Source organism: Luteibacter sp. PvP120, assembly GCF_054055715.1.
Window position 1 is genome coordinate 274,428 of sequence record NZ_JBSRXP010000001.1, and the last position, 11,827, is coordinate 286,254.

Below are 11,827 nucleotides of genomic sequence, written 5' to 3' on the forward strand. Positions count from 1 at the left end.
AGCCCCTGCGTGTTCCAGGTTTTGCTGACGATTCCGCATTGCGATAAACCCCTTCACCGCTATCATGGGGTGCGGGGCAGGGCACCGCCACGCGGGGCCATTCGTCTATAGCCAGGAACCCATCGTGATGTCTGCAACCCGATCTTCGAGAAAGTCCGCGAGCCCCTTCGGAATCGCCATGTCGCTGGGGATGCTCGCCATCCCGTTCTGTTCGGCGGCCCTGGCGTCAGGCGAAGCCCGCTGGCCCGCCAGCACGGTGGCCCAGCGCGCCTTCCCCAACGGCGCCTCGATGTTCGTCGAGAACGATCACGGCACGCTGCGCGCGTGGGTCGTCTCGGAATCCAAGGGTGGCGCGCACGTGGAGGCGATGGATTTCTTCACCGGCGAACGTATGAAGGTCGACGTCGCGCTCGAAGCCGACGGGCACCAGTCCGCCTCGTTTACCGATGCAAAGGGCGTTTCGCATGTGGCCGTCGGCAAGGGCTTCGCCTTTTCCGGTGGTGCGTCGTCAGCGTCGCTGCCCGGGCTGGACCTGGGGGCGGACAGCATCTACGTGAAGAAATCGGCCGCCTACTGCGGCTCTCGCTTCATCGCCGCGACGCCGTCGCCCGGCGGCGCGGACGCCTGGCACAAGTTCCCGATCTATCACCAGGAAATGTCCGCGTCGGCCTGTCCGAAGGGGAAATACTGGTCGAACATCACCTCGGCGCTGGACCTCGACGATGGCACTTTCTTGGCCGTCGAGGGGTGCTTCGTGTTCAGGCTGAAAAAGGCGGACCTCAGTCCCGCCGGTGACGCACCGGCCTTGCGCGTGGTGGATAAAGCCAGACTCCAGGCGGCGATCGACGAAGCGAAGGCCAAAGGAGCGAGCGATACGATGGAATACGTGGCACAGGCGCTCGGCCTGCCGTCATCACCGCAGCTCTCTTGCAAGGCGGAATAAGGCATGGCGGATCTGACCGATAACGAACTTCGAGCGGTCGCGTACTTCAGTATCGGCGTCAGCTCGGAAGGTAAGGACGCGTCTTACCGATTGGCATTCGCTGGCAATACGGTGCGCGACGCCGCCGGCAACGTCAATCTTCAGCCGGTGGGCAACAGTGGCTACACCATCGGCACGTTGCAGACCGATTTCGGCGCCCATCCGGCGGATGCACGCCAGCTGGTGGCGGCCTACCAGGGCTGGGCGAAGGAAAACCATCCCGACTGGGTACTCACGGACGAGCAGCAGGCGAAGATGTCCGCCGACCTCGGGCGCGACGGCAACCATGTCCGCGACGCGAATTTCGACGCGCACCTGAAGCAGTACCAGAAGAAGAAGAAGGACATCCCGGCATCGTTAATGCCGGCCGGCGGTCCAGATATCGACCAGACGTTCAAATCCCATCTCAACGAATACCTGGCGACCGATGCCGGCAAGACGTTCATCCACGAACGCGATGTCACGCAAGTGAACAAGTTGATGGACCGTGTCGCCGAGCCATTGAAAGACACGGATCTGTACCAGAAGGCTTCGACCGAGGACAAGGCACGGATCTTCGCGGTAGTCGCCAAAGCCTATAATCAGGGTGATGCCTACGGCGACAAGCTGATCACGGGTATCCAGGACGGCAAGATCACGAGTCTCGACGGCCTGAAATCGAAGGTTGGCGAGTTCCCGAATTATTTCCACTCCGGCCGTGACGAGGCGCTCAAGGGCGCGGACACGTTCAACGCGATGAAGAACGCCAGCGCGGACGGTCCACTGAAGGGCGCATGGGACGCCGTCTTGGCCAATCCGCTGGTCAATCCCACGACCCTCGCGAAGGACGCGGCGCATCCGGATCTCGCTGCGCAATACGGCACGGTGAAAGGCATCTTTATCGATCCGGTTCAGGGCCGTGGACTGGTGCAGGACATGGACAAGGGCGCATCCCATAGCCATGGCGACCCGGCGAGCAAGCGTTCGCGCGGTTACTACGCGCAGGGTAAGGACCTGGTCCAGTGGGACATGGACGGTCACGGACGGTCGTACATCGACGGGAAATGGTCTGAGCTGTCGCGATCCGACCTGAGCCTCCAGCGCAACAAGGACCACTCCCGCGACCTGAAGATCACCCAAGACGGGCACACCCGCGATCTGCTGCATGTCGTCGGGCAGGGCGCACAGAAGCAGGGAGAGCCGAAACAGGATGCGCCGAAGCCAGGTGACCATGCTGTCCTCAGGCAGGGTGCGCACGGCTCCGACGTGGAGCAATTGCAGACGAAGCTGGCCGCCCTCGGTTACCTAGACAACACCGTCACGCCGGACGGTAAGTTCGGCTCGACGACCAAAGCGGCGGTGGAAGCATTCCAGCAGGACCGCAAGCTCGACGTCGATGGCGTGGCGGGCAACGATACGTTGAGGGTCCTGGCGGACCAGGTCCGAGCGAAGACGGAGACGGCCACCGCGGCGCAGGTACCAGGACGCCTCGACGACCCGGATCATCCCGATCACGCCATGTTCCAGCAGGCTCGCGACCAGGTCCATGTCATCGATCGCCAACTCGGGCGCACCCCCGACCTGCAAAGCGACCAGATCGCTTCCGCGCTCGTGGTACAGGCGCGCTCGGACGGGCTACAACGTATCGATCAAGTGGCCTTGTCCGAAGACGGTAGCCGCATGTGGGCGGTGCAGACGCCGCCGGGTCAGCGCGATCACCTCGCCGACCTGCGCACGAACGTCCCGACGGCCTCGGCGAATACGAGTATGGAGCAGAGCGGCGGCCAGTGGCCGCAGGCGATGGAGCGCTTTGAGGCGGCCCAGCAGCAATCGGCCGCCGAACGGGCGCTGGCGCAGAACCAGCAGCAGGCCGCACCGGGGCTTGGGCGCTGACCGCGCCGCGCGGGAGCGATCCGGCGCGGTTCGCTTTCATCGCTACCATCTTCGCTGGCGACGCCTACAATTTTACATAATATACATTATGCGAACATGTGTGTTGTCTGGGATCGGCCGCCACCTTTCGGGAAACCCTTGCCCTCACGGGCCCTAGCTCGTTTTCGAAGCGCTACCAGCCTCTGCCTCCACTCCAGCGCACGACGACCGAACGCTATAGTCCTTGGCCAACAGCCGCCAAGCGCGCGGCGTCAACAACATGGACTTCGCATGGAATCGGTGACCTTCCCAACGAACGAACCCGGCGCTGCTCACACGGACTGCATCTTGCCGAACGTCGACCCAACTCCCGAGCTACTCACCTTTGAGTCCCTGAACCAGCGGCTGTCAACGATGCCGGACTACGACGCGCCGACACAGAGCTCGCGTCAGTGGTCGCGCATCGCAATTACCATCGCGGCGCTTTCGTATTTGGCAGCGCTGGGCATACCCCGGCTGCCCATCGACGGCGGAACCCAAGCTATCCTGCTTCTAGCATTTCTTGTCGTAGAAGTGGTCGGACTGACGATGAGTATGTGGATGACGCGCGGCGAATTCCGAACGATGTTCCGACCTATGGAAGAGCTTTCGAAGCAGCTCGATCATGATTTCGACTACCATTTCTCGCTTCGAACCTGGCTCATGGAACAACCCGAGGACAGACTCCGCAAATACGCTTCCATGGCCGCCTTTCGACGGGAACGCTATGCGCAGAAGCTTCCCATGCTGGCCGGCGCCATTCCTACGCTGGGCATCATTCCCGTCCTTGTCGCTATCTATTTTCAGGGCCGTCAATTGCTTGAGGGCGGACACTTATCGGTGGTCGACTGGCTGTTTGGTTTCGCGCTGTTGCTTTTTTACGTATTAACTTGGACCTCGTCCATAGCGAAGAGCCGACTCGACGCCATAGACATGCACCTCCAAGGCGCATTGAACGAGTTAGAGAAGAAGATCCAACCCGACGCGACTTCGCCATGGGTCGCAGCGCCATAGTCTCCTGCCCCTGACCCCGTCGAGGTGTCACTCTGTGGCCACGCGACCCAGGCCAGCGCAGCCGTGGTGCTGGAGAGGTTTCATCGGCGCCCGGGACAGGTCGGTGGCCTTCCAGCTCAAAAATGTAGTAAGCGTGACTCTAGTTCCCGAATTAGCGATCATCCGGGCGCTCACGCTTTAATCGGTTGGACTCGCGCGCAATTTCAGCAACGATCGCCTGCTGATCCTGGCTTGCCTCAATGATGGGAACGACCCACTCACAGCCGGCGCGTTTCACATGTTCCCGCCAATTGCCGCTCCAGCCTTCCAGCTCCGAGCGCGCCAAACCAATCGCGCCACCGCCGGAGTAAGGGCCACCACCCACTGACTCTTCGAAACAGAATGGCTTCTCAGGCCGGCGCGAATCGAGGTGGAACAGATAATAGTGATGGCCGCTCTCGGACTGGTTCATCGAGCCGATCGTGATCCAAGATGACTCGGGCGTGGGCACGCTGGGCTGTTTCATGCGGAGGCCACTGGAGATCCCGCGTCGCCGCGGGTAAGCCTGCACACTGGCTCCCGCGAAGCACAGGGATAGGCCTGCCAGAAGCGCGGACGTTCCCCACATCGCTCCCCAATGATCCACGACCGGATCGACCCCTGCAGACTCTGGCAGGTAATGCACCCGAGCCACGTCGCCAGGTCGGAAGCCGGCAATCATGCCGCCCTGCATATATCGAACGCGGACACCTGCCCCCGTGACAAACGCGATCGTCGGATGCGATCCGCCGTACGGGATTGCCTCAACGACGCCCTCTGCTGTCTCGGCATGCGTGAGGAACTGGACGCGTGACCAGGCAACATGCCCAGCCACCGCCATGAACAAGATCGCGATCAGTCCGAAGACGGTGAAAGTGACCCCTCTGGCCACCGGGGCAAGAACGCGTTCGGCCATATACATACTCCATCGTCGGTCCGACGTCCCCTGCCCTAAGGGGCGGCGCCAGGCGGGAACACGTCGATTATCCCGGATTTATTGTCCCGCCAACGGTTACCAAAGCTCGACCTTGTTTCCCTCCGGATCCATGACCCAGCCGAACTTTCCATATTCCGAGTCTTCGGCATGGTCCAGCACATCACATCCTTCCGATCGGAGTGCGGCTAGCAGGGACTCCAGGTCATCGACGCGGTAATTGATCATGAAACCGGCGCTGCTGGGCGCGAAATTGGATCCGTCTCCGACCATCCAAGCGGTACTTCCGCCGGAAAGCTTTTCTTCGACACCAAACGGCGTGCTGCCTGCTTAATATTTGTCCCACTGGGGGTAATGGTTTTCACGTGGGCGTGGTGGTATTTTCGCCCATCGTCTTTGGGCGCATTTTCCTTTGAGCGCTGACCTGCCATTTCCGTCTCTTGCCGCCATGATGGGCCATTGCTTCCATCAGGACATGGACCTCGAGGCTGAGACCGTTCCCGAAGCCGTGGCGCAGTATGTGCGCGGTCTGACTGGCGAGGCGGGACGCGCGCTTCAGACGGATATCGAAAGCTTCTGGCAACAACATGCCGACGATCTGAACGCGGCATTCCTACGGGCTTTTGGCGACGATCTCGATCCTCGCGAGGTCGGGCTCAGCGTGGGCGATTTCCTCAAAATGGTCGAGGCTCTCGTCGATCATCCCGCGTTGTTCCGTCAGTTTCTGGAGGAGGATCTGAATCCAGAATTCCCGCAGTTGCGCCGCTTCGCAAGCGCCCGCCTCCATCCGCATCCCATGGCTGCCGAAGCCCGTAGGCTCGGGCGGTCAGGCGTGAACAGCATGCCGAATGTCCTGGCGATCCATCTTGGCGCGCTTCCGTGGGATGAAAAGCGAGCGTTTATGGCCGAGTTGCAGCGATTCGAAGAGCTTTACGGCGATCGGGCCTCGCTGGTTTTCGGCAAGCGCTGGCTCGATCTTAAGGCCAGCGGGTTCGGCGGTTTTCGTGAGTTCCGGCAGCTTGCCGAGCTGTCGGCGCAGGACAGTGTCAGCGAGACGGAAGCGAGACTTTAATGAAGCGCTTGTTTACAGCTCTGTTGTTAGCGCCCCTTTGGGCCCCAGTTGCCATGACAATCATCGCTGTTTTGTCACCACCACCCCACTTCTTGGAAAGCGTCAGTCGGGAATCCTGGATAGGCATGGGTGCTGCACTGGGTGGCGTGTTTGGATATATATCGGTCCTGGCAGTCGGGCTGCCGATCCACAAGATGCTTCAGCGGCGCGATCATCGTTCGGTCCGGGCCTATCTGATGACGTGGTCCGCCGGCGCTTTGTTTATTTGGGCGCTTGCCTTCATCGCAGGCTTTGTCCGGGACGGGCTGGTCTTCTCGGCCTCCTATCTCGCGGAAACCATCGTCAGTCGCCCCTATGTGCCACTATCCTTCGCAGCGATCGGGGCCCTCGTCGGCGGCACGTTCTGGGCCATAGTGAGACCTGATCGCGCTTCGCGTGATCTGCGTAGCTAGCGTCGGCCCAAAGCTGCTTTGAAGGAACTGGATGGAAGCGACAGGGGTTATGACGGCCGGTGAATCCACAACCGCGATGGCCTATATCAAGGGTCCAAGAGGCGTGTCACCACGGCAGATGAAACTGGTCCTGTTGATCTGTATGTTAGCGATCGGCATCCCTGTCGGTGGATAGGTATCGGGATCATGGACCGCGGCCGCGATTTCGGTCGAGTTCGCCTTCGTGGGCGCTTGGGTGGGCTTGCTGATAATCCAAAGACTGGCCAGCTCTTCAATGCGGAAGGCTCTTGCTGAGCGAGGTCAGGCATACGAGCAGCCGCTCACGCTTCGCTTGACCCCGGAGGCGCTCGTCTATGATTTGGGCGACCTGATGATGACCGCCAATTGGCGTTGCATCACGGATCTCTTTCAAACCCGCAAATACTGGGTGTTTCTGGTTCAAAGCAGCGCCATGGTCCTTCCTCGCCGCTTTTTTCCAACCTCCGAAGCCGAACAAATATTTATTGCCGAGGCCATGTCCGGATGACGGACGCGGCGCGTGCGAGAAGCCCGGATGCGGCACGACTGAATGGCCCACCAGCACGCCGAGGCTAACAAGATCAGCGGCGATCGACACCGCCGCTGAGCCGTAGGCCGCGTCTGGCTAACGATTCCCCGTAGCCGCCATTAGCGCCCGTTCGGATCAGGCGTGCCGACGCATTCGTAGCCGGTGATCCGCCCGTTCGCGTCATAGTGGGTGACAAGCGTCTGCCCGATCAGGCAGGAGGGTGGGAAGAATCCCTGTAGCGGGCCATGCATCTTCGTCGCGGTCGATGCCTGCGTCGCCAACGCGACGGTGAGCAAGACGAATCCAATCAGCAGCTTCTTCATAAGACGTTCCTTCTTCATGGATGTCTGGGTGCACTCCCCTGCCTACGGACATCCGGAACGTTCGGCATGTGCCGAACCTACAACGCGGCTCCCGCACCTGCCAGTGTCGACTTGCCGCGCGAGGGCAACGTTGCCTAATTAGGGCCAACATCGCGGTTTACCCGCGCTTACGCGCCCTAAAAGCGGCCACCTTCATCCGGTTGCCACACGTCGCCTGGCTGCACCAGCGACGATGATGCGAGCGCGTGCGGTCGTGGAACCACAGCGTGCATTCGTCGCTCTCACACTTTCGAACGAGATCGAAGTTCGCCGTGGAAAGCAGCGTAGCGAGCGCATTCGCCACAGGCAGCAACAGTCCCGACGTGCCCTCCGCACGTTCATGCATGGCAATGGAGGGAACGTCGCCGGCAGGCCAGTCCAGCGTGGCATAGGCACTTCCCGCCTCCAGCACGCGGTTGAGCAGGCCAGGGTCGGCGCGCTCACCTCGTTTGCGCCGCTCCACGAGATCGCGCGCATGGTCGCGCAGTTGTCTCGCGTCGGCCGATAGGGCGCCGCGCGCCCTGCCCGCTACCGGCGTCGCGAGTCCGGCAGCCGCGAACCAGGCCGACGTACGTTCCGGATCCTCGAAGTGATCGATGCGGGCTCCCGAAGGACCGTACGCGCTGTTGATGAAGTCGAGGGCGAGATCGTCGCCGAGGAACAGGGGTGCAGTGCCGCTTTGAATGACGGAGGTAGCCATGGGCTGCGTCCAGGAAGGGTGCGCCCAGTGTAACCACTAAATTACACATTGACCAGTTACAGGGATCCGATGTAACTTTCTTAAACCACGTTTTAAAGTTACATCCCTCAGTACCCCAGGAGTCTCCGATGTCCAGCCAAAATCCTCCCCTCGCAACGCTTGCCTCAGCAGCCGCCACCGAACTACACGACATAATCGACCCGCGTCCCCCGATGCCTGTCCACTACCGCTACGCCGAGGCAGACGGTGTAAAGGTGTTCTACCGGGAAGCAGGCGATCCCGCCGCCCCCACGATCCTGCTGCTGCACGGCTTCCCAACGTCCTCTTTCATGTACCGCAATCTGATTCCCCTGCTGGCCGATCGCTATCACGTCGTCGCGCCCGACCTGCCCGGCTTCGGGTTGACCGAGGTGCCCGAGCACGCGGCCTATGCATACACCTTCGATCGTCTGGCGACGACGATGGACGCTTTCACCCGGGCACTTGGCCTCGAGCGTTATGCAATGCAGGTGTTTGATTACGGCGCACCCGTCGGCTGGCGTCTGGCGGCGGCGCACCCGGAGCGCATCACCGCCATCGTGACCCAGAATGGCAATGCCTACGAGGAAGGCCTGAGCGAGGGATGGAATCCCATACAGAAATACTGGCAGGACGCGAGCGATGCCAATCGCGAGGCGGTGCGGGAGTTCCTGAGCCTGGAGGCGATCAAGTGGCAATACACCCAAGGTGTGCCCGACCCGTCGCTCGTGGCACCGGAGACCTATGCACTCGACTTCGCGCAGGTGTCGCGGCCGGGTAACCACGACATACAGCTGGACCTGTTCCTGGACTATCGCAATAACGTAGCCAAGTATCCGGAGTTCCAGGCCTACTTCCGCACGCATCGGCCTGCCCTGCTCGCCGTATGGGGCCAACACGATCCCTTCTTCCTGCCCCAAGGTGCGGAGGCCTTCAAACGCGATCTGCCCGATGCCGAGGTGCACTTCTACGACACGGGGCATTTCGCTCTGGAATCGCATGGGCTAGAGATCGGCTTACGGATCCGTAATTTCCTCGACCGTCTGGTAGCCCGCGAATAGGCATGGCCCGACATCCCCCCAGATTTGAGTAGCGCCCCGGTTTCGAGTTCAATCCCCCACGAGAAGGAGATTGGACGTGAAGAAGCGTTTTTCCGAAGAGCAGATCATTGGCTTCCTGCGCGAGGTCGAGGCAGGCATGCCGGTCAAGGACCTGTGCCGCAAGCACGGCTTCAGTGAAGCCTCTTACTACCTGTGGCGAAGCAAGTTCGGCGGCATGAGCGTGCCCGAGGCCAAGCGGCTGAAGGACCTGGAGTCGGAGAACGGACGCCTTAAAAAGCTGCTTGCCGAGCAGCTTCTGGAGAACGAGGTCATCATGGAAGCTCTGCGAAAAAAATGGTGAGCGCACCGGACCGGCGCGAGCTGGTGCGCTATCTGATGGGCCAGGAACTGAGTGAGCGCAGGTCGCTGGCGATCGCCGGCATGAGCGCAAGCGCTTACCGCTACGAGCCGCGGCCCGACCCCAATGTCGAGCTGCGCGAGATGATCTGCGCGCTGGCGAATCGCCATAAACGCTACGGCGTCGGCATGATCTACCTCAAACTCCGCCAGGCCGGACAGATGGTCAATTACAAGCGAGTTGAGCGCCTGTACCAGAAGGCGAATCTGCAGGTGCGCCGGCGGAAACGGAAAAAGGTGCCTCCGGCCGACAGGCAGCCACTGCTCCGGCCCGCGGCCGCGAACGAGGTTTGGTCCATCGATTTCGTTTTCGACCGCACCGCCGAAGGGCGCGTCTTGAAGTGCCTGACGATCGTCGATGACGCCACGCATGAGGCAGTCGCCATCGAGATCGAGCGGGCGATATCAGGTATCGGCGTGACGCGTGTCATGGATCGCCTGGCCGTCATACGGGGCCTGCCGAAGATCGTTCGCAGCGATAACGGAAAGGAATTCTGTGGCAAGGCCATGGTCGCATGGGCGCACGAAGGCGGCGTACAGCTGCGCCTGATCGAGCCCGGCAAGCCGAATCAGAACGCGTACATCGAATCATTCAACGGAAGGCTTCGCGATGAATGCCTCAACGAACACTGGTTTCCCAGCCTGCTGCATGCCCGAACCGAAATCGAAAACTGGCGACGGGAATACAACGAAGAACGGCCGAAGAAAGGACTCGGCGGACTGACTCCCGCTGCCTACGCGAAACAGTTACATTAATCCTGAACTCAAGATCGGACCGCTACTGAAGGCGGGGGGACGTCGATGGCCCACTTGCTGGCCGTTGACGTAGACGAAGTGGTTGTTGCGCTGCGCGGCCGCCGTGCCGGTGCCCTGGTCGATGGTGTCGCCGCTGGCGGTGCCGTCGCGACGGCTGACGATCTGCCCGTTGCCGTCGTAGGCGAACACGCGGACCGTGTCGGCCACCGTGCCGCCGGCGTACTGGGTGTGCTGCGCGATCGCGACACGCTCGCCGCGGACGTTGTAGTAGCTCTCGTCCGTGGCCGGGCGCACGTTGGGCGTGTTGGAGATGTTCTGGCCGCTGGTGGCCGATTCCAGGTAATCGTCCTTTTTCAGGTACGTGACCGTGTACTGGTCGATCCGGTTGGCGCTGTTCTGGTACCGGTAGAACACCACGTTGCCCATGGCATCGTACGCGGCGCTGCCACCGGTGCCCTGGTACAGCACCGCGTTCTGTAAGGTCATGCCTGCATAGCTGGTGGCGTTGGCATCGGGCACCGCGCCCGGCGTGGTCGCGCCGTTGGTGCCGTCCCAGTACGTATCGTGACCAAAGGTCTGCTCTTCGGCGAGGCGACCGTAGGTGTCGTAGCGGGTGATCGTCGCGGTCGAGAGCCGGCCGCCGATGTCGTTGCCCGGCGTGCCACCCGCACCGTTGCCGATGTAATACGGGCTGTCCGGGTCGGTCTTGGCGTTGTAGCGCTTGTTGGCCGTGGTCCCCAGCGCGTAGTACTGGTTGTCGGTGACGACGTGACCGGCGGCGTCGTAGGTGCGCGTTTCGGCCACGCCACGCATGGTGCCGCCGGCGGTGATGTCCACCGCCTAGTCGGCCCAGCTCAACTGGCCGCGCTCGTCGTACACGCTGCGCTTGACCAGGATCGCCGTGCCGGACACGGTCGTGCGCACGCTGTCGTTGCCCGCGCTGTCGTTACCCAGGCCGTACGAGGTGCTGCGTCCGGCAATGGATGCCGCTCCGCCGACCAGGTCGCCATCGGACACCGTGACCCGGTTGGCGCCATCGTGGACATACCAGGAGGTCGTGCTCGAGGACACGGTCCTGCCCACAGTAACCGTAACCGTCGCCACGATGCGGCGGCGATGCCCACCGCGTCGTAGCTGGTCGTCTCGCCCAGCACGCGGCTACCATCGTCCGAGGTGACATGGACGATGCGGTTATGGCTGTCTTAGGCGGTCGTGATGAACGTGTGCACCGCGCGGTTGCCGTCATCCACGGTGGTCGCTTCCTGGTGGACCTGGGTGCCGTTGGCGTCGTACGCGTAGCGGTACGACGACCCGTCGTCGTACCTAGATTTACTATTGAGCCGATTTTCTAGCGGGATGTTCAGCTGGAACTACTGAAGTTGGAACATCAGCCATGGGAAGAATCGGCATATTTAGTATGCGATCAACAAGCTCTTCGTCGGTCATAGGATCAAGACATTCCACAACGAGCCACCTTGCCCGAACCGGATCAGGACATTTCGCGCAGAAGTTGATCAGTATCTGGTCAAGATCACCTTGAGTAAGTCCGTGTTTTTTTGGCTGGCCCATTACCTTCAACGTTTCCAATAAGTCTTCCCTACTGGACATCTCGCTCATTTCATTAT

At 61.4% G+C, this 11,827-nt stretch carries 14 protein-coding genes; 7 read left to right on the plus strand and 7 right to left on the minus strand.

Annotated features, from left to right (window positions below):
• The first annotated feature begins 178 nt into the window (after window positions 1-178).
• The 3 genes from ACVKN3_RS01150 to ACVKN3_RS01160 all read left to right on the plus strand — a co-directional run bounded on the left by ACVKN3_RS01150 (window position 179) and on the right by ACVKN3_RS01160 (window position 3,886).
• Window positions 179-943 carry a hypothetical protein gene (locus ACVKN3_RS01150; protein ID WP_354513056.1) on the plus strand — a complete coding sequence of 255 codons (765 nt, stop codon included), beginning with the start codon at window positions 179-181 and terminating at the stop codon, window positions 941-943.
• A gap of 3 nt (window positions 944-946) precedes the next feature.
• Entirely contained in the window at window positions 947-2,854 is a 1,908-nt protein-coding gene (locus ACVKN3_RS01155; protein ID WP_354513054.1) for a peptidoglycan-binding domain-containing protein, read from the plus strand.
• Between the two features lie 270 nt (window positions 2,855-3,124).
• A complete protein-coding gene (locus tag ACVKN3_RS01160) occupies window positions 3,125-3,886 on the plus strand; it encodes a hypothetical protein (RefSeq protein WP_354513052.1) in 762 nt (253 codons plus the stop codon).
• A gap of 151 nt (window positions 3,887-4,037) precedes the next feature.
• On the opposite strand, the gene ACVKN3_RS01165 is transcribed toward ACVKN3_RS01160, so the two are convergent.
• A complete protein-coding gene (locus ACVKN3_RS01165) occupies window positions 4,038-4,820 on the minus strand; it encodes a DUF3592 domain-containing protein (protein ID WP_354513050.1) in 783 nt (260 codons plus the stop codon).
• 430 nt (window positions 4,821-5,250) lie between these two features.
• On the opposite strand from ACVKN3_RS01165, the gene ACVKN3_RS01170 reads away from it, so the two are divergent.
• Both ACVKN3_RS01170 and ACVKN3_RS01175 read left to right on the plus strand, forming a co-directional pair.
• The gene (locus tag ACVKN3_RS01170) at window positions 5,251-5,910 is read left to right on the plus strand and encodes a contact-dependent growth inhibition system immunity protein (protein ID WP_354513049.1); all 660 of its coding nucleotides are present in this window, start codon (window positions 5,251-5,253) and stop codon (window positions 5,908-5,910) included.
• Window positions 5,910-6,362 (plus strand): hypothetical protein, encoded by a 453-nt coding sequence (locus ACVKN3_RS01175; protein ID WP_354513048.1) that lies wholly within the window; start codon window positions 5,910-5,912, stop codon window positions 6,360-6,362. The genes ACVKN3_RS01170 and ACVKN3_RS01175 overlap by 1 nt, the downstream gene beginning before the upstream one ends.
• A 271-nt stretch (window positions 6,363-6,633) precedes the next feature.
• On the opposite strand, the gene ACVKN3_RS01180 is transcribed toward ACVKN3_RS01175, so the two are convergent.
• The 3 genes from ACVKN3_RS01180 to ACVKN3_RS01190 form a co-directional block, all read right to left on the minus strand.
• A complete protein-coding gene (locus ACVKN3_RS01180) occupies window positions 6,634-6,978 on the minus strand; it encodes a hypothetical protein (protein ID WP_354513047.1) in 345 nt (114 codons plus the stop codon).
• Between the two features lie 50 nt (window positions 6,979-7,028).
• Window positions 7,029-7,232 carry a hypothetical protein gene (locus ACVKN3_RS01185; protein WP_036141265.1) on the minus strand — a complete coding sequence of 68 codons (204 nt, stop codon included), beginning with the start codon at window positions 7,230-7,232 and terminating at the stop codon, window positions 7,029-7,031.
• A 157-nt stretch (window positions 7,233-7,389) separates the two neighbouring features.
• A complete protein-coding gene (locus tag ACVKN3_RS01190) occupies window positions 7,390-7,971 on the minus strand; it encodes a CGNR zinc finger domain-containing protein (protein WP_354513046.1) in 582 nt (193 codons plus the stop codon).
• 128 nt (window positions 7,972-8,099) lie between these two features.
• Between ACVKN3_RS01190 and ACVKN3_RS01195 the strand changes: the two genes are divergently transcribed.
• Window positions 8,100-9,050, plus strand: a complete 951-nt coding sequence (locus ACVKN3_RS01195) for an alpha/beta fold hydrolase (RefSeq protein WP_456991025.1) — start codon at window positions 8,100-8,102, stop codon at window positions 9,048-9,050.
• A gap of 76 nt (window positions 9,051-9,126) precedes the next feature.
• Window positions 9,127-10,202 (plus strand): IS3 family transposase gene (locus tag ACVKN3_RS01200; RefSeq protein ID WP_456991027.1). Its coding sequence is split into 2 segments (ribosomal slippage): window positions 9,127-9,385 and window positions 9,385-10,202, totalling 1,077 coding nucleotides; the frame shifts between segments, so codons are not numbered across the junction.
• Here the strand turns inward: ACVKN3_RS01200 and ACVKN3_RS01205 are convergent.
• From ACVKN3_RS01205 to ACVKN3_RS01215, 3 genes are all read right to left on the minus strand, one after another.
• The gene (locus ACVKN3_RS01205) at window positions 10,194-11,039 is read right to left on the minus strand and encodes a hypothetical protein (protein WP_354513044.1); all 846 of its coding nucleotides are present in this window, start codon (window positions 11,037-11,039) and stop codon (window positions 10,194-10,196) included. The two genes, ACVKN3_RS01200 and ACVKN3_RS01205, sit on opposite strands and share 9 nt — an antisense overlap.
• 3 nt (window positions 11,040-11,042) lie before the next feature.
• On the minus strand, window positions 11,043-11,273 hold the full coding sequence (locus tag ACVKN3_RS01210) for a hypothetical protein (RefSeq protein ID WP_354513042.1): 231 nt from the start codon (window positions 11,271-11,273) through the stop codon (window positions 11,043-11,045).
• A 261-nt stretch (window positions 11,274-11,534) separates the two neighbouring features.
• On the minus strand, window positions 11,535-11,819 hold the full coding sequence (locus ACVKN3_RS01215) for a hypothetical protein (protein ID WP_354513040.1): 285 nt from the start codon (window positions 11,817-11,819) through the stop codon (window positions 11,535-11,537).
• Window positions 11,820-11,827: the final 8 nt, after the last annotated feature.